This is a genomic window from Bacillus alveayuensis (assembly GCA_030812955.1).
GTDB classification, from domain to species: domain Bacteria; phylum Bacillota; class Bacilli; order Bacillales; family Aeribacillaceae; genus Bacillus_CB; species Bacillus_CB alveayuensis.
In genome coordinates, this window is record JAUSTR010000017.1 from 23,808 (window position 1) to 50,039 (window position 26,232).

The following is a 26,232-nucleotide window of genomic DNA, read 5'->3' on the forward strand; positions in this document are numbered from 1 at the left end:
GAAATGTATTCACTGACGATCTGTAGTCTTTTGGTTTTAATGGGTGCATGTGATAGGCTTGTTTGCTGGAAGACGCCAGTTGTGTGAGAGCGAGTAGATGTGTTCTGGCAACGTCATATCGATAGTATAGTAAGACCAATCTTTTCTTTATAAAAAATGGAAACTCACTTAAATTGGATAAATGATAAAAAGCTTGAAAAAACTACTGATAAACGCATTTTGAAAGGAGTAAACGACATGAGAAAGATTTTATGCTTTTCTTTCATCTTGTTTTTATTATGTAGTTTTACAATCCCATCCTTTGCCGCATCTGAAAACATAAAAATCCCTAATTCTGTCACAGATATTTCTCAAGACAATACGTACCCGAATCCAACGCAAGACTTGCCGTATTTACAGCCAAGTGAATTAACTCAGCAATTAATTGACTCTTCCAATGTGAAAATTGAAAATCCCGACTTAATTAAAATGTTAAATGAGACGAATATAATGCCGTCACCGGTTGCCATTGGGTATCGTGCCACCATTTATTTAGGACAGTGGGCATTAAACTATGAATCGACAGAAACAGCTGCCAACTGGGAATATCAAAAAATAAACACGAACTATTTTGATAACAGGGGAGGAAAATCACCTGTTCAAATTCGTTATAAGCAGGAAGTACAAAAGAAAGTAACGGGTGGGTTGACAGCCAATATTCCAAAGGCTGAAGATGTTAAAAAAATGATGCTCCTAAAAGCTGTCAAGAAAACAAATTTACCGTTATCATTTGAAACGGTTGTTGGAGTAGGAACGAAAAAAGAGCATGTTTATAATATTCCGCCAAAAAAAATGGGCTATTTATATGCGTATGCCCCAGCCATCAACGAAAAAGGAAAGGTGACGTATGGTGAAGTGTATTTAGTCTTAAAAGGAAGGCAAAAGAAAATTGTTGTGAAAAATGTAACTCAACAAGGAATCGGTGCTTGGATTCCTGTTCAGGACCGTGTTTCATTTGGATTTGTTATCACTGAACAACCAAAATAAATATAGAAGCTGACCCGAAACAATGAACATAGCATGTTGCATGAAAAAATGAGGTTTGTCCATGTTGGGTCAGCTATATATTAGTTAAATGCCGCTTTCACTTGAATGGCCTTTCTTTTGTGATGAGATCATTAGGAAGCGTTCTTCAGCCAATTCTATTTGATGATCATATAGTGTTTGCGCGATCATTTTACGAGCTTGTTTACTTGCTTCCCAATAGTAACGGTCATCGACAAGTCCAATGATCGTATACTCATAGCCGCGAAATCCTGCATTTAAGGAAGTAATACCATAAATTTGGAACGGTTCTATCATTGCTCCAGAATCATCACGCTTCAAGCAGTAAGCAAACTTTTCGTTTAGGCTGTTACAGGCTTCTTCTAATACATTCCAAACCTCATCGGGATTTTCACGAAAGCTCACAACTGCACGTTCGATCACTCGCATTTGCTCAATATTATAGTTTTGAATTTGCTTAATTTCTCCATTGCTAATAGTTAAGACTTTACCGCTCCATTCTCTCAGCTTGAGTGAACGTAAACCAATTTCTTCAACGGTTCCGTTAAAGGTATTATTAATTGTGACAAAATCACCTTGGTGAAGCTGTTTTTCATAAATTAAAAAGATCCCTGCTAATATATCTCGAATTAAGCTTTGAGCACCAAAGCCAATCACAATCCCAGCAATTCCGGCACCAGCCAAGATACGACCGAAGTCTTCAACAAATTGTGAAAGAATATATAAAAGAAATCCAATTGTTGCAACATATCTTGTCAAAGAGCGAATAAGGCTCTCAATTGTTTTTTCCTTTCGCTCTTCAATAAAATCTGTTTTCTTGAAAAAATTGTGAACCAATTTATTGATGATACGTGTAACGATAATAAGGATCAAACCGACGATGACAATTTTAATGATAGGGTGGTTAACTATTTGTAAAAATTGCTCCATACACAGTCCCCTTTAAAAAAATTTAGAGATTTGCTTTTCTTACAGTAAAATCAACATCTTCATAGTAGCTATTTTTAACTAGAATATTAGGGCCGAGACATTTGACATTTGGACAATGACAATTCAATTGTTTAGCTATTTTTGACTGGCTCCATTTTTCGTATGCAGATAGTAATGTGTCTTCTTGAATATTCCCAAGCGGTGGTGTATCACCAAAATCTGTTACAATAATGTCGCCAGTAAAGATATTGACATTTAATCGTGAACGGCCGTCAGGATCATTACGTACCGTTACATTTTTACTGCTTCCGAGACGTTGAAGCAACGCAAGATCTTTTTCATCATCACTACATGCATAAAAAGGCAATGTTCCAAATAGCATCCAAACGGATTGATCACGTACGTCCAACAAATGATGAATGGCTTCCCGGAGTTCATCAAGTGTTAATGCTTCTAAAGTACTTGCAAAATCACTTGGATACATCGGATGAACCTCGTGGCGCTGACATTTCATTTCTTCGACGATTTGTTTGTGAATTTTTTCAATATGAGGCAGGGTTCGTTTATTAAGCATTGTTTCTGCTGAAACCATTACACCAGCGTCTACAAGCGCGCGGCTGTTTTCAATTATTCGCTCAAAATATTTCGCTCTCTGTTCGTAAGTCGGTTTACGATCCATCATCGCAAATCCGCCTTCTACGAAATCATCAATTGTTCCCCAGTTATGAGAAATATGTAATACGTCTAAATACGGAATAATTTTTTCGTAGCGCTTTAAATCTAATGTTAAGTTTGAGTTAATTTGCGTTCGAATGCCGCGTTCATGAGCGTATTTTAAAATCGGTATCACGTATTCTTCAACAGATTTTAAGGAAAGCATTGGCTCTCCGCCCGTAATGCTTAAAGAACGTAATGTAGGAACTTCATCTAAACGCTTTAAAATCAAATCAAGCGGCAGCGCCTCTGGATCTTTTGGCGATAATGTATAACCGACAGCACAATGTTCACAGCGCATGTTGCAAATAGTTGTTGTCGTAAATTCAACATTGGTTAATGTTAATTTTCCATATTGCTCGATATCTAAATACGCTTCCCAAGGATCATAGGAAGGGGTAATGGGAGCTAATTTGTTTTGAACAGCCATTTTGATCACACTTCTCCTTTTCAATCCACCAGATCATATCATTTTATATCATATGTGCTTTCAAAAAACTTAGCAAATATTCATTATAGCATGTTAACAAATAATAGGGAGAGGAAAGATTCAAGCCAATATGTTTGAAATATAAAAAAAATGAAAAATTCCTCAGAAAAAGACTTTGTCTAAAAACTAATGTAAAGAGTTTCTAAATGTAAGCTTTTACAAATTTCTTTAAATCAAGAATTGAACAGAGTATAATAAAAATTGTGGAAAAAGACAGAATTCTTTTATTTGAAAAGGGGAGAGCGGGATGGAGAAGCTTTTTGAAAGTATGTACAAGCTCATTGTGGAAACATCTACGAATTTGCCGAAGGATGTTCGTCGTGCGATTTACGAAGCAAAATTAAAAGAAAATGCGGGAACAAGAGCGGCCATGTCGCTAGCGACGATCTCCGAAAATATAAGAATGGCAGATGAAAATGTATCGCCGATTTGTCAGGATACGGGATTGCCAACCTTTAAAATCAAGGTTCCAGTAGGTGTAAATCAGCTTAAAATTAAAGAAGTCATTAAAGAGGCCATTGCTAAAGCGACAAAAGATGGAAAGCTCCGTCCAAATTCAGTTGATTCGTTAACTGGCGAAAACTCTGGCGACAATTTAGGTGAAGGGACACCTGTTATTAAATTCGAACAATGGGAAAAAGACTACATGGATGTTCGCCTTATTTTGAAAGGCGGAGGCTGTGAAAATAAAAATATTCAATATAGCCTTCCATGCGAGCTAGAAGGACTTGGACGTGCAGGCCGTGATTTAGACGGAATTCGGAAATGTATCTTGCATTCTGTCTATCAAGCACAAGGCCAAGGCTGCTCGGCTGGGTTTATCGGTGTTGGAATCGGCGGCGACCGCACATCTGGATATGAATTAGCGAAAGAGCAGCTTTTCCGCAGTGTCGATGATGTAAATCCGAATGAAGATTTACGCAAGCTAGAAGAATACATTATGGAAAATGCCAACAAGCTTGGCATTGGTACAATGGGATTCGGTGGAGAAACAACTTTATTAGGCTGTAAAATTGGAGCGATTAACCGTATTCCAGCAAGCTTCTTCGTATCGGTTGCGTACAATTGTTGGGCATTCCGCCGTTTAGGAGTTTATATTGATCCGGAATCAGGTGAAATTACAAAATGGCTTTACCAAGACGGCGAAGATGTTGATTTATCGAATCCGCCTGCAAATGAAGAAGCTGCTGCCTCATCTGACTCTGAAAGCCGTGTAGTTACTTTAGAAGCGCCAATTACAGAAAAACAAATTCGTGAATTAAAAGTTGGCGACGTCGTACGGATTAATGGCATTATTTACACTGGACGTGATGCCATCCATAAATATTTAATGGATCACGATTCACCTGTTGACTTAAATGGTCAAATTATTTATCATTGCGGACCAGTTATGTTAAAAGATGAAAACGGTAATTGGGAAGTAAAAGCGGCAGGTCCGACAACAAGTATTCGTGAGGAGCCTTATCAAGGGGATATTATGAAAAAATTCGGTGTTCGCGCCGTCATGGGTAAAGGCGGCATGGGGCCCAAAACATTGCAAGCGTTAAAAGAGCATGGCGGCGTTTACTTAAATGCCATCGGTGGAGCTGCACAATATTATGCGGAATGTATTAAATCCGTTGAAGGTGTTGACTTGCTTGAATTCGGAATTCCAGAAGCGATGTGGCATTTGCGCGTTGAAAACTTCACCGCTGTTGTAACGATGGACTCCCACGGAAACAGCTTGCACGAAGATGTGGACAAATCTTCATTAGAAAAGCTTGCTCAATTTAAAGAGCCTGTTTTTAAATAATTTTTTCAAAAAGGGACTTCTAATTTTTGGGAAGTCCCTTAATTTTATATTCCTGTCCCCTAGTACTTGATAATGTTCATTTGCAACTCGAAAAGTAAATAAAGGGCTTCTGATTCCGTCAAGGGCTGTTGTTTTACAAAACAGGCACCTATATTTAAGCTTCACAGTAAAAATGTTATCATTAGGTAATGATAAAAAAGAAAGGGGTGAATGGAGTGGCCTTACGTCATGATTCTTTTGTATCTTTAGAAAAGTTTTATGAGATGAGGGAAAAGAGTGAACAGTTGTTAGAGTACATTGATGGCGTTGTATACATGTCGCCTTCTCCATCTACAAAACATCAACGAGTATTAAGTCGTCTTCAATTACAATTTGGAAATTTCCTGCTAGATGCTCCATGTGAAGTATTTGTTGCCCCTTATGATATCGAATTAAAGAGTGAAAAGATTGAAGGGAATAAAATTGTTATTCCTGATATAAGCGTTATATGTGATAAAAATGGTTTTACTGAAACGAAATATATCGGCGTTCCTCACCTTATAGTAGAAATCCTTAGTCCATCCAATCAATCACATGACTTAGTTACAAAGCTCAATCTTTATATGAAGTATGGAGTGAAGGAATATTGGATCGTGAATCCAATGATTAATTCCGTTACCGTTTATGTTTTAAATGATGCAGGAATGTATGAACAGTTTGCCGTAAAATCAGAAAAAGGCAAGGTTTCATCGAAAATATTGAACGGGTTTCATGTCGACTTAGAATATATATTTGCAACATAACGTAGCTGTTAGTTTTTTTTCGAAGTTTTATTTTTCGTTATGAATAACTCACTTATAAGAGCTTTGGAATTATTACCAGTATGAAACGTCCTTTCCGAAATACACTAATATCAAAAGTAAGTGTTTTTCGGAAGGAGAGAACGATGTGAAGCGTTTGTTCTTATTTATTAGTTTTTCGATTTTTTTCCTCATCAATATTCATCCCGTATTAGCTGTTTCCAATCAAGTGATTCATTGGGGCTTTAAAAAGAGCACGAATCAAGAGCCGCCATATGCCGGAAAAGAGCTGGAATCGATTTTGCAAAAATACGGAGCTTATTATTTAGGGGATACACGGAAAAAGGATATTTATTTAACGTTTGATAATGGCTATGAAAACGGTTATACAGCAAAAATTTTAGATGTGTTAAAAAAACACGATGTGCCCGCAGCCTTTTTTGTTACAGGTCATTATTTAAATGATCAGCCTGAACTTGTAAAAAGAATGGTGAAAGAAGGGCATATCGTTGGTAACCATTCATGGAGCCACCCTGATTTAACAAAAGTAAGCGAAGAGCAATTTATAAAGGAATTAAATTCTGTTAGTCAAAGAGTAGAAGAGTTGACAGGGCAAAAAGGGACGGTTTATTTGCGGCCGCCAAGGGGAATTTTTAGCGAACGAACACTTGCTTTATCAAAAAAATACGGGTATCAAAACGTCTTTTGGTCACTTGCTTTTGTTGATTGGAAAATCCATCATCAAAAAGGCTGGCAATATGCCTATGATAATATAATGAATCAAATTCATCCAGGCGCGATCATTTTGTTGCATACCGTTTCAAAAGATAATGCAGAAGCACTAGATCAAGCGATACAAGATTTAAAAAAAGAAGGATACCGTTTTAAAAGCTTAGATGACTTAATGATGGAAAAAGAAATCGAGCATCCGTATTTGTTTTCCCTTTGACATTGTGCGAAGGGTTTTTTATATTTACGATGATAACATTTAAAAAGGTGCGGATCTCATGATGTGGAAAGAACAAGTTGAAGCAACACCGCCATATGATTTTGACCAAGTGTTAGAAATGTTGGCTCTTGATCCTTTAAATAAAGTAAATATTGAAAAGCGTACGATTGATGTTCCATTATATGATCGATTAGGAAATCCTTTTGTCGTTACAGTACAAGCTACCGGAACAAAAGAAGAACCATCCTTTATCGTAACAGGGATGAATGAAGGTCAAAAAGAGCATGCGATGAGCGAACTAGTCCGCATTTTTCATTGGGATCGTTCGCTGAAAGTCATTCAAGAGCATTTTTTACAAACGAATTTAGCCAAGCTTTTTAGAGAGCATGAAGGAACACCACTAATTCTTGATTTCCATGTTTATAATTGCTTAATGAAATGTATCATCCATCAGCAGCTAAATTTATCTTTTGCTTACCAATTATCAACGTCGTTTGTGAATACATTCGGGACAACAATAGATGGAGTAAAGTTTTATCCGAAGCCAGAAGTAGTAGCTGAATTAAATTATGATGATTTGCGGAGCTTAAAATTTAGTAGGCGCAAAGCAGAATATGTGATTGATACTTCAAGGTTAATTGCTGAAGGAAAACTTTCTTTAGAAAAGCTTCATGACATGAATGATCAAGAAGTGATGAACAAGCTCGTCAAAGTGAGAGGGATTGGTCCGTGGACGGTGCAAAATGTATTAATGTTTGGACTTGGCCGATCGAATCTTTTCCCAGTTGCCGATATCGGTTTGCAAAATGCCGTGAAAAAATATTTTAACCTTGAGCGAAAACCGACGAAAGAAGAAATGGAAAAATACAGTCGAGAGTGGTCGCCTTATTTAAGCTATGCGTCCCTTTATTTATGGAGAAGCATTGAAAAGAAACGGAGAGAAACAACATGACGAAAAACGTAACGATCGAAAAAGGGCAGCAATTTCCTCTCACAATTAAACGACTCGGAATTAATGGGGAAGGAGTAGGCTATTTTAAAAAGCAAGTCGTTTTTGTTCCGGGTGCTTTGCCTGGGGAAGAAGTGGTAGTGGAAGCGACGAAAATTCATCCGAAGTATGCAGAAGGAAAAATAAAACGAATCCGCAATAAATCTCCTCATCGTGTAAAAGCACCATGTGTCCACTTTGGTGAGTGCGGAGGCTGTCAGCTGCAGCATTTAAGCTATGAACAGCAGCTTAAGGAAAAACGAGATATTGTCATTCAAGCTCTTGAACGCCATACAAAATTGAAGATGGAAGAGCTAGATATTCGTGAGACGATCGGAATGGAAGACCCGTGGCATTATCGAAATAAAAGCTCTTTCCAGCTTCAAGGAAAAAAAGGTGAAGTAATCGCCGGATTGTACGGTCTCGATTCCCATCGACTTGTCCCGATTGAGTCTTGTATGGTGCAGCACCCTTTAACCGATAAAGTAACGCAAATCGTGAAACAAGTACTAAGTGATTTTAATATACCAATTTATCATGAACGAAAGCGAACAGGGCTTGTGAGAACGATTGTGGTAAGAGCAGGTATTCAAACAGGACACGTTCAAGTCGTTCTTATTACAGCGAAAAAAGAATTGCCACGTAAAGAATTAATTGCAGAAGAAATTATAAAGCGTGCTCCAGAAGTTACATCAGTCATGCAGAATGTAAATGGCCAAAAAACATCGCTCATTTTTGGAGATGAAACATTACCAATAAAAGGGGAGCAAGCGATTCAAGAAACACTCGGCGACCTGTCATTTGAGCTCTCGGCTCGTGCCTTTTTCCAGCTCAATCCGACTCAAACGGTAAAGCTATATGATGAAGTGAAAAAAGCGGCACAATTAACCGGAAACGAAAAAATAGTAGACGCTTACTGTGGCGTAGGAACGATCGGACTTTGGCTCGCCAAAGACGCAAAAGAAATCCGCGGCATGGACGTCATCGAAGAATCCATCCAAAACGCCAACGAAAACGCGAAAAAACACGGAATCCAAAACGCAACCTATGTAACGGGAAAAGCAGAACAACTAATGCCCAAATGGGTCAAAGAAGGCTGGAAACCTGACGTAGTTGTCGTGGACCCTCCACGAACAGGCTGTGACGAAAAATTCCTAAAAACCATCAAAAAAGTCAAACCAAAACGATTCGTCTACGTATCCTGCAACCCGTCCACTTTAGCGAAAGACATTCAATATTTATCAGACCAATACAAAGTGGAATACATTCAGCCAGTGGACATGTTTCCGCACACAGCGCACGTTGAGTGCGTTTCGCAGATAGTTTTAAAATGAAAAAATGAGGCAAGATAAGGTTTCTTTCTTGCCTCTATTCAATTTTTGGTGTGGTAAACCGGTAATGAATTATTGGTGTACCGTCCTCTTTTACCTCGATTCGATTAATCAGTCGATGGAGAATATCCTCGGTTAATTCATCGAAATTTAGGAATTGAAGTAATTCCTTTTTGAGCTTTTCAATCGTTTCGATTACATCCTCGCTTTCCATCAATGAAAGAAGTTCATTTTTCTGTTCCATTAATTCAGTTAAATCCTTGTTCGTTACTTCAATACTCTCTTGATATTCTTCATGTGTGATAATTCCGTCAGCTAACAGGTTGATGAATTTCCTTTTTCGATTTTTTAAAACATCCATCTGTTTGTTAATCTTATTGATTTTCTTTTGAGAATCCGATTTTGTACTTTTCGATTTTCTCTCCATCTTCTTTATATATTTCTCTTTATCAACTTGTTGAATTAAGGTTTGGATGTCATTTAGGATTGTTTCTTTAAGAAAATCCTCTTTTATCGTGTGGGCGGTACAAGCCTTTTTGCCATGACGGGCATAATTTCCACAGATGTAGCCCCGACGATTACTTCTATACCACATTCCCGTACCACAGTCAGCACAATAGAGAATGTTGGTAAAAAGATGTAATTTGGGTGCTGTAATATATTTTCTTCTCTGCTCTAATTGATTTTGGACAGCATCAAACGTTTCCCTAGATATAATTGGCTCATGTGCATTTTCGATAATAAACTGTCCTTCTTTTGGAACTTTTTTCCTCCTTTTACTCGTTACACTTACTGTCGTTGTTCTTCCTTGAACAAGATCCCCAACGTAATGGGGATTTGTCAAGATGCATCTAATGGTAGAATCATGCCACTTATCTCCTGCGTTTGCTTTTTCAGCTATTTGAGCAGGGGTAGGAATTCCCTCGTTATATAGCCGTCTTGCAATACTTTGTCGTCCGTTTCCTTCCAAATATTCTTTGAAAATTCGTCTAACAATATTTGGTGTTTCATCATTTCGGATATACAATTTTCCATCTCTTACTTCATACCCATATGGAGGGTTTGATCCTTTAAAAAGTCCATTTTTTGCTCGAGTTTTTAATGTCTCTTTCACACGATTACTCGTGTTTTGAGATTCTTGTTCGTACATCCATGCATAAAGGCCAAACATATGAGTGTTCCCTGTTAATGTATTGATCGCATTATCTAAAGTAATGATGTGAATCCCTTGGTTTTCACATAAGTTTTTGATTTTATAGGATAATTCTCCATTTCGGGCAAGACGTGATAACTCTTTGGCAAGGATGATATCGAATTTTCTATCCTGAGCATCTTCAATTAGTTTTTGAAGTTTTTCCCTTTTTGCTGTCGTCCCGCTTTCAACGTCGATATAAAAGTTGTAAATATCCCAACCTTTTTCTGATATATAATTATAAAATAGCTCTTGCTGATATTTTAATGAATCTTTTTGTTCTTCTTTATCCGTTGAAACACGAACATATACTGCACATCTCATTTTGAATCATACTCCTTCTCATCATTCTGAGATGTAGCAGTGTTTACCTTACTAGCATTATTGACGAGTTCTTCAATTTTATGATCAATAATGGAATTTATAACATCCATGAAGGTGAGCGAAGTATCTGCAAAAATTCGCTCAACTGTGTATTCAAATCTATTCATGATTTATCGCTCTCCCTTTTATAATTTTTCAATATAAAAAAATCCGCAGAATTACATAACCAACAATGTGAATGGTTACGTAACCTCTGCGGTTCTCGCTTTTTATTGGGTTACACTAAAATTATTTGACTTTGATAAATATTCTTTTAGATGAATGTAGTTTTTCGATGAATCGACGATTTTTTTTATATTCCAATAAGGGTATTAAATACTGTAAATATCTATTTTCTTCTAATGGTTTATTCGTTCTAATATAGACTGCAGGGACTCCCCTGTTTTTTTGTTGTAAAACATTATTAAGTGAACTAAAATTTCTTAGTACTTTATCATCATCACTATGGATAGTATTTATTTGATTATCCACTGTTACGATATGGATTTTGTTTTGCTTATAAAGATTTTCTAATTCCATCAATAGCTCAGTATTTCTATAAAGTCTTGATGGATCTGTTGCAACGATAATATCAAATTTACCTTGACGAACATCTTCAATCATAAATTTTAAATTTTCATCTGCAAGATTTTTGTTTGTAGTTCGAATATAAGCTGCACATTGCATAACATATTCATCTTCTTAGTTATTTGTATTTTTCGATTTGCATAAAGCATTGTATCTTCGTTTTTTCATATTTGAAGAGGAAAAAGGAATTTTTTTAAAAAAATTTGATTAACCGATTTGTTCTGAAACATTATACTTATCGATTCAATGTATTTTAATAGGATTTAAAATTTTTAAGATATTTTGGATTAATCAATTGGGTAAATAGTTATAGGTCTCCAAGTTTATCCTTTTAATAAAATGAGATAAATAAGTATAATGAAGATATATAAGATGCAGCAGGAGGAACTTAAATGATTACAGGTGAAATTAAAAATAAAGTAGATAAAATATGGGAAACGTTTTGGACAGGCGGAATTACAAACCCATTAACTGTTATCGAACAATTTACTTATCTGTTATTTATAAAAGGTTTGGATGAAACGGAAACGGTTAAAGAAAAAGAAGCAGAAGTTTTAGGCATCCCTTTTGAGGGGATTTTTCCAGAGGATAAACAGCATTTGCGTTGGCACCGTTTTAAACAGCTCGGTTCACCGGAAGAAATGTATCGAATCGTTTCGGATGAAGTTTTTCCATTTATTAAAAATTTACATGGCAAAAATAATTCAGCGTATTCTAAGTACATGGGCGATGCCATGTTTTTAATCCCAACAGCGAATATGCTAGCAAAAATTGTCGATGGGATTGACAATTTGCCTTTAGATGACAGAGATGTTCAAGGTGATTTATACGAGTATTTGCTTTCAAAAATATCAACGTCAGGTACGAACGGACAATTCCGTACACCGAGACACATCATTCAAATGATGGTTGAACTGATGAAACCAACGCCAGAGGATATTATTATTGATCCTGCCATGGGGACGGCTGGATTTTTAGTTGCAGCAAGTGAATATTTGCGTAAACATCACAATGATATGTTTCTTGTTCAAGGCTTAAAAGAACATTACCATCACACGATGTTTTACGGAAATGATATGGATCGGACGATGCTTCGGATCGGTGCGATGAACATGATGCTTCATGGGGTGGATAATCCGAATATTGACTATCGAGATTCTCTTTCTGAGATTAATAAAGATAAAGAAAAATATACGTTAGTATTGGCTAATCCTCCATTTAAAGGCTCCTTGGATTATGAAGCTGTTTCAAACGATTTGTTGAAAATCGCAAAAACGAAAAAAACGGAATTATTATTCTTATCCTTATTTATTCGTATTTTAAAACCGGGTGGACGAGCTGCGGTGATTGTTCCAGACGGTGTATTATTTGGAAGTTCAAATGCACATAAAATGATTCGGAAGGAAATTGTTGATAATCATAAATTGGAAGCGGTCATTTCCATGCCGAGCGGAGTGTTTAAACCTTATGCAGGCGTTTCAACGGCGATTTTGATATTTACGAAAACGGGTGCAGGTGGAACAGATAACGTTTGGTTCTATGATATGAAAGCAGACGGCTTTTCGTTGGATGACAAACGTAATCCGATTGAAGAAAATGATATACCGGATATTATTGAACGATTTAACCATTTAGAAGCAGAAAAAGAACGGAAACGGACAGAACAATCGTTTTTTGTACCAGTTGAAGAATTAAGGGAAAATGATTATGATTTGTCGATTAATAAGTATAAGGAAATTGAGTATGAAGAAGTGGAGTATGAAGCACCTGAAGTTATTCTGGATAGAATTGAAAGTTATGAAAAGGAAATTATTATGGGCATTGATGAGTTAAAAGGATTAATTAAGGGTTGTGATTAAATGTTTTTTAAAAAATATAAACTAAAAGATCTTGGTGAAATAGTTACAGGGAAAACGCCAAAGAAAAGTAATAAAGAATATTATAATTCAAACGATATTATGTTTATTAAACCGGATGATTTGTTTCAAGATAATATATTACTTTTAAATAACTCTAAAGAATACATATCAAAAAAAGGTGCAGAAACAGTAAGAGTTTTACCTAAGAATAGCGTTTTAGTTACCTGTATTGGAACAATAGGAAAGGTAGCCATTTTAAATAGTGATGAGGCGGCTTTTAATCAACAAATAAACGCAATTATTCCGAATGAAAAGATCATTATTTCAAAATTTCTTGCATACAGCATTTGGTTTAATAGGCGTAAATTACAAGCTGTCGCAAATGCACCTGTAGTTCCGATAATTAACAAAACTCAATTTTCAGAATTTGAAATACAAGTGCCGAATATAGATTATCAAAAAAAAGTTGTAAATATTTTAGATAAAGCTAGTGATTTAATAAATAAACGCAAAGCCCAAATCGAAGCATTAGACCAATTAACGCAAAGTGTGTTTTTGGAGATGTTTGGGGATCCGGTTAGAAATTCTTTAAAATGGGACATGGTAAGGCTTGGACAGTTAGGAGAATGGAAGAGTGGTGGGACTCCATCTAGATCTAACAAGGAATATTTCAAGGGAAAAATTCCTTGGTTATCGGCCGGAGAGCTAAATAGTATATTTACTTATTCTAGCAATGAATATATTACAGAGGAAGCATTAGAGAATTCAGCAGCCAAGTTAATTGAAAAAGATAGTCTTTTACTCGGAATGTATGATACTGCTGCACTTAAAGCAACAATAAATAAAGTAGAATGTTCATGCAATCAAGCCGTTGCTTTTGCAAAGCTTGATGAATCTATAGTAGATACGATATTTGTATATTATTGTATTCAAATTGGTAAGAACTACTACAAGCGACTACAAAGAGGAGTTCGTCAAAAAAATATGAACCTTACAATGATAAAAAATATACAAATTATTTGTCCGAATGTAGAATTACAAAGGAAGTTTGCAAATGTTGTAGAGAATATACTCGAACAAAAAGGAAAATTAGTAAAAGGATTAATAGAACTGGAAAATAACTATAATTCACTAATACAGCGAACTTTCAAAGGCGAACTATTCACCGAAGAAAAAGCTTCTAACTTTTAATCAAAGGCAGGTGTCTACGTGTCTAACTTCAGCTTTCTAAAAGCCAAGAAACAATTTCGTAGTTTTACCAATGCTTGTTTTGAAGCGGAGAAGGGGTTAGTTGTCAGCCCAGCGGTTAGTGCGATTCAGTCTCGGCGGGCGCTGGAGCTGGCGGTTAAGTGGGTATATAGTTATGACAGTGCGCTGACTGTTCCTTATCAAGATAATCTTTCTAGTTTGATTCACGACCGAGAGTTTTTAGGAATTATTGATGAAGAATTACTGCCAATGATGAAGTATGTCGTGAAACTTGGCAATCAAGCGGTTCATACGAATGCGCCGATTACTCGGGATGAAGCAGTTTTATCCCTTCATCATCTATTCCAGTTTATTGCGTGGATTGATTATTGTTATTCTGATGAATTTACTGCTGGGGAATTTGATGAATCTTCACTTCCAGTTGGAGAAGAAAAGAAGGTCCGTCCGAAAGAATTGCAAAATTTATATGAACAATTAAGTGCAAAGGATCGGAAACTTGAAGAAATCATTAAGGAAAATCAACATCTTCGGAAGAAAGTAACGGAAAAACGGGAACAGAATACAAAAGAAAATCACTTCCAAGTCGATCAATTAAATGAATTTGAAACAAGACTGAAATATATTGATTTAGACTTGAAACTTGCAGGCTGGGAGTTTCATAAAGATATTATTCGGGAATATCCGGTTGTTGGTATGCCGAATAAAGAAGGGAAAGGATTTGCTGATTACGTTTTATTTGGTGATAATGGAAAGCCTCTTGCTGTCGTAGAAGCGAAAAGAACGTCAAAAGATCCGAAAATGGGCCGCCAACAAGCAAAGCTTTATGCCGATTGTATTGAAAAAATGTCTGGTGTTCGTCCGGTAATTTTTTATACGAACGGATTTGAAACGTATATTTGGCATGATCCGTATCCGCCGCGAAAAGTATCTGGTTTCTACAATAAAGAGGAATTAAGTTTGTTAATTGAACGCCGGCAAATGAAACGTCCGTTAACAAACATTCAAATTAATGATGATATTAGTAATCGTTATTATCAAAAAGAAGCTATTTTATCGGTTTGTGATGCATTGAGCCGCAGCCAAAGAAAAGCACTTCTCGTGATGGCAACTGGGAGCGGAAAAACGAGAACAGCGATTTCAATGGTAGATGTATTGACTCGGCATAATTGGGTGAAAAATGTTCTCTTTTTAGCAGATCGCAAAGCACTAGTTAATCAAGCATATAGAAACTTTAATAACTTACTGCCAAGTATACCTTTATGCAATCTTTTAGATAACAAGGATAACCCAGAGGAAAGCCGCATCGTCTTTTCTACATATCCAACGATGATGAATGCCATCGATGAGGCGAAAAGAAAAAATGGCAAAAAACTATTTACCGTTGGACACTTTGATCTCATCATCATTGATGAGTCGCATCGAAGTATCTATAAAAAATACCGCAGCATATTCGATTATTTTGATGGTATTTTACTAGGCTTAACGGCTACACCAAAAGATGAAATTGATAAAAATACATATGCCGTATTTGACTTGGAAAATGGCGTTCCAACTTATGCATATGAGCTGGATCAAGCTGTGAAAGATGGATTTTTAGTTGATTACCGAACAATTGAAATAAAGACAAAGTTTCTAGAAGAAGGCATTCATTACGATGATTTATCTGAAGAAGATAAAGAAAAATACGAAGAAACTTTCGATGAAGAAGATTTTCGGGAAGACATTGACAGCTCTGCCTTAAATGAATGGCTTTTTAATGACAACACAATCGATATGGTTCTGAAAGATTTAATGAACAAAGGCATTCATGTAGAAGGTGGTGACAAGCTGGGTAAAACGATTATTTTTGCCAAAAATCATCGTCATGCCGAACGAATTGTCGAACGATTTGATGTCCTTTTCCCTGAATATGGTGGGAATTTTGCTAGAGTCATTGATTATAGTACAACATATGTTCAAACAATAATCGATGACTTTTCAGATAAAAATAAAATGCCGCAAATTGCAGTATCTGTAGACATGCTTGATACAGGAGTAGACATACCGGAAGTCGTGAATCTTGTATTCTTTAAAAAAGTTCGCTCGAAAACGAAATTCTGGCAAATGATTGGCCGTGGAACAAGGCTTTGTCCAGATTTATTTGGAATTGGGCAAGATAAAACCCATTTCCTCATCTTTGATTATTGTGGAAACTTTGAATTTTTCCGGGAAAACCCAAAGGGAATGGAAACCAAAGTAGGTAAAAGTTTAACTGAAAAACTGTTCAACGCCAAAGTGGATATTATCAGAGAATTACAAGGAACTGATTATCAAACAGAAGATTACATCAATCATCGCAATGAATTAGTTTTTGAAGTGACGAGAGATGTTCTTGCTCTTGATAATGAAAATTTCCGTGTTAGACAACATCTGCAATATGTGGAGAAATATAAAAATAAGGACAATTGGGTGTCATTATCTGTTCTTGATACGAATGAAATTAAAGAACATATTTCACCGATAATTGTTCCAGTTCAAGATGATGAATTTGCGAAACGTTTTGATTTGTTAATGTATACGATTGAATTAGCAAAATTACAGGCAAACAATGCAACAAAACCAATTCGCAGTGTCATTCAAACAGCAGAAGCCTTATCGAAACTTGGTACGATTCCACAAGTACTGGAACAAAAGCACGTCATTGAAAAAATATTGACCGAAGAGTTTTGGGACAGTGCTGATATTTTTGAACTGGAAGAAGTACGGGATGCATTAAGAGATTTAATCAAGTTTATCGAAAAAGAAACGCAGAAAATTTATTATACGGATTTCCAAGATGAAGTTATCGAAGTAAAAGAAAACTCTCCGATGATCCATGTAAATGACCTACAAAATTATCGAAAGAAAGTAGAACATTATTTAATCGAACATAAAGACCAAATGGCCATTTACAAATTGAATCATAATAAACCATTAACCGCACAAGAGGTGAAAATGCTTGAAGACATACTGTGGAAAGAACTCGGTACAAGAGAAGATTATGAAAAAGATTTTGGTGATACACCGATAACCAAACTCGTTCGGCAAATTGTTGGGTTGGATCCGAAAGCAGCGAACGAAGCATTTTCTGAGTTTCTATCGGAAGAGCGGTTGAATCTAAACCAAATTCGTTTTGTTAAACACATTGTTGATTATGTCATTAAAAACGGAACACTCGATAAAAAAGTATTACAACAAGAACCATTCAGATCAGTTGGCAGTATTGTTGAACTGTTCAAGGACAATATGGATGATGCAAGAAAAATCATTGGCATTATTGATGAGATCAATCGAAATGCGGAAGAAGTGACAGGGGCGTAAATATTATCAATCATGAAATGACACCTAGGATAAATATCTTAGGTGTCTTTATTTTTAGGAGGGCATATATGTCAAAGGATGTTGTAATTAATCCGGGTATTTTTCCTGTGATAATGAGTATTCAAGATAAAGACATCAATGGTAGGTATTCTAAAGTATATCATTTACCAAGAAGTATCAGTCTACTATATTTAGAAAATATAAAAGATAACTGTGAAAAAGATCTTCTTAGAAAATATGCAAATGCAGAAAAATTTATTGATAATGAATTGGAAACATTATTTAAGTATTTTATTAACAAAATTGACAAACCAAAAGTAAATAATGGTAAGAATAGTGATTTATTGAGTGTATTTGGTGCAGAAATGATAGAAAAAGATGGTGGCATAGAATTGCAAATAATTGAAGAGTATACGGATTATATTAAAAAAGAAACATGGGAATGTATTGCTCTTGATATGTTGAAGGATAACTATGAGCAAATAATTTCTAAATATGATTTTGGGGATATCCGAATTGACTTAGGTGCATGGAAAACTGAATTTAATGAAGAAAAGCAATCGTTATTAAACTCATTTAGAAGTGCTTTTTTATTTACGCTAGTTGGATTTCTGTATGGAGATAATAGACATCTATATAGCTCATTTTATGATTTCTTTGAAAACGAATTCTCAAAAAGAATCGGACTTATATATGGAATATGGAAAACTAAAAAGTCTGGTGAAAAAGTTAAATACATACCTATATATGATAGTTTCTATAATTTAAAAGGATTGCAGGTACAAGAGCTAATTGAAATAGTGCTTGCCGTTTTGGAAACTGATGAGTTGGATATGAAAGATAAGGAAATGATTAAAAATTCTATTGTAAATGGTGCGGAAAGCCTTCATAAAAATATGGATTCACAAACAATGCAATTAGAACAAACATTGGTTAAACCAGTTGTTAATTATATAATGGAAATACAAACCGCAGGTGACGATTTGAAAGCTGCACAAGCTTTATATGAACAGAACTTATATAACCAGTCTGTTAATAGATCTTATTATTCGATGATGCATTCACTAAAAGCATTATTAGAGAGTGAAAATATGCTTTCAGATTGGGAGCCAAATGCTTTAAATGTTAAGGAAAGTCATAAGCAACTTGAGAGAAAATTATCCTCGTTGGTTAGTAATGGTAAAATAGGACTAGATTATTTGGACTCATTTAGGTTTGTTAAGCAAAAGAGGTGGATAGCAGACTATAATATAGCAAAAATTGATGAAATAGAATGTAAAGATTGTTTGAAAAAGGCAAATAACTTTTTATCGGAAGTAAAAAGATTAACATATTAGATTGTAGGAGTATACCTTAATCGGGAAAATGAGCAGATTGTAAATTAGGCTTTCGGTAAAGTACTCATCGAAGTATCCCTCGATGCTTGCTTTACCGAATGTTATTATCAAGAATCCCTTGATATCAAAGGGTTTAACCAGTTCTTGAATTTTACTTAATGAGCTATCTAGTTAATTACTCGGTAAAGTAAGCAGTGATAAGATAAATTATTCGGTAAAGTAAGCAGATATTTTTTGTATTGGAGGGATATGAAAGTGAGAGATCCGAAGAGGATTCCAAGGATATTAACTCTGTTGTTTAAAATATGGGAACAACAACCGGATTTACGATTTAATCAGTTAGTTCAAAATCTACAAGCCTTATATTCTCAACAAAATAACAACTTTGGTAAAAGACATTTTTATGAAAAGGATGGAGAGATTACTTACCAGAATTATTATATAGATTTATTTTACTTGGAGGATGACCAGTGGGAGCAATTTTTGAGAGATTATTGGTCGGAGATCGATGAAGAGTTGCAAGAGCGAGAAAAGCAGATTACTCCTGAAGTAATAGATGAAATTGTGCTACTATTTATTGAATCTGGGATGAATGAAACAGAAGTAACAGATTCTTTAAAAGAAAGCATTCGGTTATTCATGAAAAAGGAAAGTAAATGGTTAACCATTGATGCCCTGATAATCGCAATTAAAACACTTTCTATGGAAGAACGAAAAGAATTAATTGAAAAGATTAAGAGAATATAAATGACTAAAATCTTTTGCTGAAACTTTTAGTGTTATCAAAGAAAAAACTGTTGTCCAAGTAAGTTGAACAACAGTTTACGCACTTTCGATATCTAGCTGCTTCATTAGGTCTTCAATTTCCACATATGGTGTGAGCCGGTAATCGATTCTTATATGGTTATCTTTCGAAAAGTTAATTCCTATCTTTTCGATTGCCAAAAGAAATATAGCGCGTTTTTCTTCATTTGAATAACTATGAATATCTTGTTTGAATCGACCAATTAATTCGGCTTGCATTTCATCTTTTGACAAAAGGTCAATCTGTTCTCTTGTATTATGGTATTCCTGTAATTCCTTTGTATTAGAATGTATTTGCATTTCAAAGATTTCTTTTAGCTCCTGAAAGTACTCATTATTTTTATCAAGTGTTGATAAAAGATATTTTAGTTTTTCAAGGTTTTCGTTCAAGTCATTGATTTTTTGTTCAAGCCCTTTTTTCCATCGATTTAAGATTTTTTCTGTTTGCTTTTCATAATATTTCAATTCCCTGCCCCATCTTAGTGAAAAATTAGCAAAAATACTTTCATGAATTTTATCAATTGATATTTTCTTTTTACATGAAGGGCAACAGTAATACATATATTTTTTCTTGGACTTTGCGGGAGTCGAATTTCTTGTTATCAGTTTCTCTTTACATTCATGGCAATAAACTAAATCTCGTAAAATATACGGGCTATCCATGTGATCTTTGTTTTGTTTATAATTTCTAAAAAATTGGGTGGTATTCCACAAGTTGGCCCCGATTAAAGGTTCATGATGATTTTTAAATAGAAAAATTTCTTCTTCCGGTTTCTTTTTACTATTCTCAAAACTGGTGCGGGTAAACCAAGCTAATTCACCGATATACCAACGATTGTTTAAAATATATCGTACGGTTGAATCATTCCATCCTTTTGCATCAATACTTGGCGGTGGAATATCCGCTTCATTTAATAAATTTGCAATTTTTCGATCGCTATAACCGTAACTGTATAAATAAAAGATAAGAATGACAATGCTTTTATTTTCATTGGTTTCAATCGTATTGTCCTTTGTTGTTAGAGAATAACCATAAGGATTTCTAGATCCGGGACGTTCGGGTTTTGATGAATTTACTACAGACGTATGGTAATCAGACGCTCTCTGAGACTTCTCTACCGATTCTTCATGAGCAAAAGACAATCTTGCTTGAACATAAGGATTATTTTCGTTCCACTCCCCTTCGATTTTCGAAGAGTACACTTTAAAATTTGGGCGAACTTCTTTAATTGGTCCGAGTACATATAATACAAAGTCTTCAATTAGCCTTGTAATTCGTGACTCTTCATAGAAAATGACAGCTTTCACATTTCCATTGTTTAAAATGAATTGCTTCATATTTTGCATTTGACCCCTTTTTTGTGCAGGAATATGATAGGCGGATTTTGCCTCTTCAATAAAGGATGCAACAACTTGAAATCCTTCTCTTTTTGCTCTTGCAACAATTTCAGATTCTTGTATATGCAAAGAGTGACCGAATGTTTGTCCATCATCAGACCAGCGAATATATGATGTTGCTAAAGGAATAGAATCTTTAAAAATATTAAAAGGTAAATTTACCTCTTGAAGATTCGGCCTAGAAGTTTCTGTCAGCAAGTAAATCCCATTTATTAAATAAGTGTATTTATGCATGAAGTGCATATTGCTCACCAACCTTCATAAATTCTCCAAAGGGAACATGATAAATAAATGTATCGGGACCGATTTCTACTTTTTCAAGGAATAGATGGCATAAATAGTATAAATTGTAGTTTTGAATTTCCATTTCTAAGTTCTGCTTAATGGTTTTGACAAGATCATTTACCGAATTTCGTGCTTCAGCAATTTTAGCTAATTCGATATGGATATGATTGATTTTATTTTTTATATTCTTTGACTCAAAAATGAGTGAATCTATGTTTTTCCTTGCTGCATATTTTTCTACTATAGTAGAATGAATGGAGCTTAACCTTCGATTTAAGTTAATGATCTCATGATTGTAATCTTTTTCGATTCTAGATAAATGGGAAAATACAAAGCTCTTGATTGTGTCAACTGGGATATGTTTTACAATGATTGAAAGTTTAGATTGAATGGTCTCATTCAATTGTTCCACCGTAATTCTGATTTCCTCATGTCCTCTTTTACAGATGTAGTAATTGCTTTCTCCCAGTTTTGAAGTTTTAAAAGTCATGTCTTTTTTGCAAAGCATACACTGTGGGGTAATGTATCCTCTGTCCTTTGCATTGGTGATGGCTTGAAATACTTCATCTTTCAATTTTTTTAGGACTTCTTGAATTTTTAGATGTTCTTCTAAGGAGATAATTGGTTCTACATGGTGTAGAACTTCAAAACCATACGAAGTCTGCATGTGTGCCGAATAAAAAGGATTTTCTAGATACTTTAATAAATCCTCGTACCTTTTGTTTTTTAATATCTTTTTGTATTTCATCAAAATATTGAACAAATCATCTGCTTCATTAGCTTCAGCCACTTCATAGAAAAAAGACTTCAAGTCATTAACTACTTCTGAATTCGGGATATACTTAACATCCTTTCTTTTTCCAATCCGTTTATATCCAAATATAGAAGAAGGAAATTGTTTCATTGTATCCTTTCTTCTACCGGAAATATTCTGGCCCTCGACTTGTGCAAAAATCCCATATAGTGCTTCAATCGACAGTTTAGGAGAAAACGGTGGTTGTTTCGTTGAAGTAAAAACCACCTTTATTCCGTATTTATAAAACTCTTTAACTATTGCAACGTATTCATAGAAGTTTCGAGCTAAACGATCTCGACTGTAAACGATGACAGTTTTTACTTTTTTCTGCTGTATTAGCATTCGGAGTTTTTGTAATCCTGAACGCTCCTCCATTGCTAATTTATTCGCTGAAACATTATCATCTTCTAACCAAATCACTTTTTGTGGATCAATATAATTATTATTAATGTAAGATTCAGCAAGTAGAATCTGCTTTTGAATGTCCTGCTGAGCTGTACTTACCCTGTTATAAACCGCGATAAAATCTTCATAGTATTTATTGGGTTCATAATATTGGTGTGATTCCATGAGAGTCTACTCCTTTTCTACAATTTTATTACTTTCGGCAAGTAGGAACCCCTTCATTTTAGGTTTTAAATCGAGCTGATCGATTAAAACTTTTTCCACTAGTCTTTTCATAAAGTAATAAGATTCCTCTTGTAAATCTTCATTAAATGAAACTTTTACTATATTTTTTCGAGACATAACCATTCCTCCCGTCAAATTTCCTTATTAAAAGGATTGACGGAAGGGAAAGGTTTTAAACTATTTGATGTTGTTTATCCAAATCTAAATCCATTTGCAGTTGATATTCGTAATTTGTTTGTTTCGGTGATTCAATGAACACTTTTGTCTTAATGGGAACCCCTAACTCTTTCAGGAGAACGAGTAGGTTTGACATTGTTATTGAGAACCTCCTTTCCATAGAACAAGATAAATCGTTCAATGACGCTTTTAGAGATTCCGACTTTTTCAGAGCTTTTTAATATCTTGTTAAGAAATTGATTTTCTGTTTCTTTTTTGCTTATAGATAATCCCTCCATTAAAAAACGCGGCACATGGTGCTATCTTAGATAGATAAACATCATGTAACCGCGGTTTTCGCTTATTATGGTTATTTTTATTTACTTTTGAAAAAATCGGTTAATCAGAAACCATTATATCTAGGAATTTCTTAATTTTAAGGGGTTTAGTGAAAAATTTATACTGAAATAAAAAAAGAAGAAATGCGACTGGGTATTTTCACCATGTCTGAACTACAAATCGTACTAACAAGAATATTATCGTCTTTTATATCATGAATAATTCATATTATATGAACAATTTATAGGGAATATTTTGATAAAATATATTCAAGAAACAAAATACTACAAATAATACAATTCTTTAATGTTATATTTAGTTCTTGAAAATATAAATTAAGGAGATGGCAATAGATGAAAATAAAAAGATTGGATATCAGTAATTATAGGTCGTTGGATGGACTAAGTTTTAGCTTTCATTCAGAAGTAAATTTTATTGTCGGACTTAACAACATTGGAAAGTCTAATTTGCTAAAACTATTAAATACATTGGTGAATAAACGAAATTTTATAGATGAGGATTTCAATGATATTGATAAATCAATAGAAATAAAGATAACTTTATTTCTGGATGAAGATGAAATTGGAGTATTTGACGATCTTTTTGATCCTACAAATGAAAGACAAATTAACATAATTGCTTTACAGAAAAATCCAGATGAAAATATAACTTTTATACACGCGGAGACAGAAACAGTAATATCAAGTTCATTAATAAAAAAACTTAATTTTATTTATTATGACTCTTTAAGAAAGCCTTCAAATGAATTAAATTTCAATACTAAAAGCGGAAGTGGGCGTTTTCTTTCGCATTTGATAGATTTATATACTAAAAATGATGAGAAAGTTCAACTTGAAGATATAATTAATAATACCTATTTGGCCGGACTGTTAGATTATATTAATTCGAAATTGGAACTAATTGAAACTTTTGAAGCTAATGATATTCAAGCCGATACAGGAAATGAGGTCAAGGAAATATTATCAAGGTTGATAATACTAAAAAACGATGAAAATTTCCCTGTAGATAAGCTAGGATATGGTATACAATTTAGTAACTTAGTACCTATTACTATATTAGAAAGAATATTTAATATAAAAAAGCGAAAAAAAACGTTTGAAAATGCAGTTATTACTGATGGTAATGGAACGGTAACACTTCCAATTACTTTAGGATTGGATGAACCAGAGATACATCTACATCCCCACTTACAAAGAAAATTAATAAAGTATATTTATAGAATAACTACTAATTCACAAAAAGATTTTAACAATCTTCTATCTGATTTGTTTGGAATTAATAATATAAAAGGTCAATTATTTGTTGTTACCCATTCACCAAATATATTATTAGATAACTATAAACACATTGTTAGAATTTATAAAAATTCCAATGGGGAAGTCTTAGTTTCAAGTGGTGTAAATATTGAATTGGATGATGATTTAGAGAAACATCTAAACAAGCATATGCAATATATTAAAGAGGCATTTTTCTCAAGAACAGTGATATTTGTAGAAGGAGACAGTGAGTTATTAGCTATGAAGGTATTTGCAGAAAGAATGGAAATTGACTTAGATGATTACGAAATATCTGTTATTTCTGCTGGTAGTGCAGATTCTATCCCACCCCTTGTTGATTTATTTAATAAATTTGGAATTGAAACTGTTTCTATAATTGATGGAGATAAAAAAGAGGGGGACAAATTTAAAACTATAAAAAATCTATATGTAACTCAAGGGCAGGATTTCGAAGAAGATATATATATGTATTTTAATTTTTCCGATTACATTAGGTACTTAGAAGAACAGTATACAGATGATCCGAAGAAGTATTTATTCTTTATGGGGCAAGCAAAAAAGTTAGGAATTCAAATAAATCCAAGACAAAGACCAGTTTATAAAGAACTAGAAAAGATTGATAATGGGCAAAATCTTGATAGATTAAAAGAAGAATTGAAATCGGACGTACTAAATAGTCTTAGGGGAAATAAATCAATTTTACAAGGAAGATTACTTTCGGAGGCAGTTACAGAAATTCCCCAAACATATAGGGACGCGATAGAGAAAGCAATGGAGTTGTCAATATATGAATAATAAGTTAATAATTGATAAATTATTAGAGCTTCATAATGGAGACAAAAAACAACTAGACGTAATATTATCTGATGCAAATAGATTGATAGTAGAGGCTCCAGCTGGTTATGGAAAGACGAAAACACTTATAAGTAAAATTGCTTATTTAATTTTAACTAAGCAAGTACCAGTCAATAAAAAAATTCTTGCTCTGACTTTTAGCGTAAATGCAGCATATAATATGAAAAATGAAGTAGTCAGTATTTTACCTACACTTTTAGCGAATAATGAGAATCTGAAAACATCTGATATTGAGGGAAAAGTATATGTTTCTAACTTTCATGGTTTATGTAGACGAATATTAAAAAAGTATGGATATTTATTAAGCAAGGAACTGAAAAATATAGACCAGTTAATAAATATAGATGATTCTAGTGAAAACAATCTAAATAAATTTAATATAAACTTATTAGAAGATGAGAAAAAATTAGTAAAAAATATTTCAATTGCTTCGAAGGAATATAAAGAAAAATACATTAAAGAAAATTATCTACAATATAACAATATAATAAAGACGAAGTATATTGAAAAAGGGGTTATATCTTACAATTCAATTATAACTTTGACAATAGAGTTATTAAATAAATATAAAAATATTAGACATTTTTATACTAAGTTTTTTCCGATAATAATAATTGATGAATTTCAGGACACAAACATTCTAAATTGGACGTTTATTCAGTTATTAATTAAGTCTCTTCACCATAGTTTGTGATTTAAGCACAATTCTGGCAATTAGTTAGCTAGATTATGGCCCCTCACAATCTCTCCTTCTTCAGCTTACAGAC

The 26,232-nt window shown here is 34.2% G+C and carries 22 protein-coding genes; 13 read left to right on the forward strand and 9 right to left on the reverse strand.

What is annotated here, in order from left to right; all coding sequences use genetic code 11:
• Positions 1-237: 237 nt before the first annotated feature.
• Positions 238-1,026 carry a YfkD famly protein gene (locus J2S06_RS13050; protein ID WP_419152573.1) on the forward strand — a complete coding sequence of 263 codons (789 nt, stop codon included), beginning with the start codon at positions 238-240 and terminating at the stop codon, positions 1,024-1,026.
• 84 nt (positions 1,027-1,110) lie between these two features.
• On the opposite strand, the gene J2S06_RS13055 is transcribed toward J2S06_RS13050, so the two are convergent.
• Positions 1,111-1,974, reverse strand: coding sequence for a mechanosensitive ion channel family protein (locus tag J2S06_RS13055; protein ID WP_419152574.1), 864 nt, complete (start codon positions 1,972-1,974; stop codon positions 1,111-1,113).
• A gap of 22 nt (positions 1,975-1,996) precedes the next feature.
• Positions 1,997-3,118, reverse strand: coding sequence for a radical SAM/CxCxxxxC motif protein YfkAB (gene yfkAB / locus J2S06_RS13060; RefSeq protein WP_419152575.1), 1,122 nt, complete (start codon positions 3,116-3,118; stop codon positions 1,997-1,999).
• Between the two features lie 307 nt (positions 3,119-3,425).
• Between yfkAB and J2S06_RS13065 the strand changes: the two genes are divergently transcribed.
• The 5 genes from J2S06_RS13065 to rlmD all read left to right on the forward strand — a co-directional run bounded on the left by J2S06_RS13065 (position 3,426) and on the right by rlmD (position 9,020).
• Complete coding sequence (locus J2S06_RS13065) at positions 3,426-4,970, forward strand: fumarate hydratase (protein WP_419152576.1); 1,545 nt, start codon at positions 3,426-3,428, stop codon at positions 4,968-4,970.
• A gap of 215 nt (positions 4,971-5,185) precedes the next feature.
• Positions 5,186-5,752, forward strand: a complete 567-nt coding sequence (locus J2S06_RS13070) for a Uma2 family endonuclease (RefSeq protein WP_419152577.1) — start codon at positions 5,186-5,188, stop codon at positions 5,750-5,752.
• A 154-nt stretch (positions 5,753-5,906) separates the two neighbouring features.
• Positions 5,907-6,698, forward strand: a complete 792-nt coding sequence (gene pdaA, locus J2S06_RS13075) for a delta-lactam-biosynthetic de-N-acetylase (RefSeq protein WP_419152598.1) — start codon at positions 5,907-5,909, stop codon at positions 6,696-6,698.
• Positions 6,699-6,759: 61 nt separating this feature from the next.
• The gene (locus tag J2S06_RS13080) at positions 6,760-7,650 is read left to right on the forward strand and encodes a DNA-3-methyladenine glycosylase family protein (RefSeq protein ID WP_419152599.1); all 891 of its coding nucleotides are present in this window, start codon (positions 6,760-6,762) and stop codon (positions 7,648-7,650) included.
• Positions 7,647-9,020: a 23S rRNA (uracil(1939)-C(5))-methyltransferase RlmD gene (gene rlmD, locus J2S06_RS13085; RefSeq protein WP_419152578.1), complete on the forward strand. Its 1,374-nt coding sequence runs from the start codon at positions 7,647-7,649 to the stop codon at positions 9,018-9,020. The genes J2S06_RS13080 and rlmD overlap by 4 nt, the downstream gene beginning before the upstream one ends.
• A 34-nt stretch (positions 9,021-9,054) precedes the next feature.
• On the opposite strand, the gene J2S06_RS13090 is transcribed toward rlmD, so the two are convergent.
• From J2S06_RS13090 to J2S06_RS13100, 3 genes are all read right to left on the reverse strand, one after another.
• Positions 9,055-10,533: a recombinase family protein gene (locus J2S06_RS13090; RefSeq protein ID WP_419152579.1), complete on the reverse strand. Its 1,479-nt coding sequence runs from the start codon at positions 10,531-10,533 to the stop codon at positions 9,055-9,057.
• A complete protein-coding gene (locus tag J2S06_RS13095) occupies positions 10,530-10,700 on the reverse strand; it encodes a hypothetical protein (RefSeq protein ID WP_419152580.1) in 171 nt (56 codons plus the stop codon). The genes J2S06_RS13090 and J2S06_RS13095 overlap by 4 nt, the downstream gene beginning before the upstream one ends.
• Positions 10,701-10,821: 121 nt before the next feature.
• Positions 10,822-11,259, reverse strand: coding sequence for a recombinase family protein (locus J2S06_RS13100; protein ID WP_419152581.1), 438 nt, complete (start codon positions 11,257-11,259; stop codon positions 10,822-10,824).
• A gap of 293 nt (positions 11,260-11,552) precedes the next feature.
• Between J2S06_RS13100 and J2S06_RS13105 the strand changes: the two genes are divergently transcribed.
• From J2S06_RS13105 to J2S06_RS13125, 5 genes are all read left to right on the forward strand, one after another.
• Positions 11,553-13,019 (forward strand): type I restriction-modification system subunit M, encoded by a 1,467-nt coding sequence (locus tag J2S06_RS13105; protein WP_419152582.1) that lies wholly within the window; start codon positions 11,553-11,555, stop codon positions 13,017-13,019.
• Positions 13,020-14,210 carry a restriction endonuclease subunit S gene (locus J2S06_RS13110; RefSeq protein ID WP_419152583.1) on the forward strand — a complete coding sequence of 397 codons (1,191 nt, stop codon included), beginning with the start codon at positions 13,020-13,022 and terminating at the stop codon, positions 14,208-14,210.
• Between the two features lie 18 nt (positions 14,211-14,228).
• Positions 14,229-17,567 (forward strand): DEAD/DEAH box helicase family protein, encoded by a 3,339-nt coding sequence (locus J2S06_RS13115; protein WP_419152584.1) that lies wholly within the window; start codon positions 14,229-14,231, stop codon positions 17,565-17,567.
• Positions 17,568-17,635: 68 nt separating this feature from the next.
• The gene (locus J2S06_RS13120) at positions 17,636-18,904 is read left to right on the forward strand and encodes a HEPN domain-containing protein (RefSeq protein ID WP_419152586.1); all 1,269 of its coding nucleotides are present in this window, start codon (positions 17,636-17,638) and stop codon (positions 18,902-18,904) included.
• A gap of 255 nt (positions 18,905-19,159) precedes the next feature.
• Positions 19,160-19,651 (forward strand): hypothetical protein, encoded by a 492-nt coding sequence (locus J2S06_RS13125; protein WP_419152587.1) that lies wholly within the window; start codon positions 19,160-19,162, stop codon positions 19,649-19,651.
• A 75-nt stretch (positions 19,652-19,726) separates the two neighbouring features.
• Here the strand turns inward: J2S06_RS13125 and J2S06_RS13130 are convergent, their stop codons facing one another.
• From J2S06_RS13130 to J2S06_RS13145, 4 genes are read right to left on the reverse strand one after another with little or no spacing between them, the layout of a single operon-like run.
• A complete protein-coding gene (locus J2S06_RS13130) occupies positions 19,727-21,349 on the reverse strand; it encodes a recombinase family protein (protein ID WP_419152588.1) in 1,623 nt (540 codons plus the stop codon).
• On the reverse strand, positions 21,333-22,757 hold the full coding sequence (locus J2S06_RS13135; protein WP_419152589.1) for a recombinase family protein: 1,425 nt from the start codon (positions 22,755-22,757) through the stop codon (positions 21,333-21,335). Before J2S06_RS13135 ends, J2S06_RS13130 begins: the two co-directional genes overlap by 17 nt.
• Before the next feature lie 6 nt (positions 22,758-22,763).
• Positions 22,764-22,934: a hypothetical protein gene (locus J2S06_RS13140; RefSeq protein ID WP_419152590.1), complete on the reverse strand. Its 171-nt coding sequence runs from the start codon at positions 22,932-22,934 to the stop codon at positions 22,764-22,766.
• Between the two features lie 55 nt (positions 22,935-22,989).
• A complete protein-coding gene (locus J2S06_RS13145; protein WP_419152591.1) occupies positions 22,990-23,130 on the reverse strand; it encodes a hypothetical protein in 141 nt (46 codons plus the stop codon).
• A gap of 535 nt (positions 23,131-23,665) precedes the next feature.
• On the opposite strand from J2S06_RS13145, the gene J2S06_RS13150 reads away from it, so the two are divergent.
• Positions 23,666-25,405, forward strand: coding sequence for an ATP-dependent nuclease (locus J2S06_RS13150; protein ID WP_419152592.1), 1,740 nt, complete (start codon positions 23,666-23,668; stop codon positions 25,403-25,405).
• Complete coding sequence (locus J2S06_RS13155) at positions 25,398-26,159, forward strand: UvrD-helicase domain-containing protein (RefSeq protein WP_419152593.1); 762 nt, start codon at positions 25,398-25,400, stop codon at positions 26,157-26,159. Before J2S06_RS13150 ends, J2S06_RS13155 begins: the two co-directional genes overlap by 8 nt.
• The last annotated feature ends 73 nt before the right edge of the window (positions 26,160-26,232 follow it).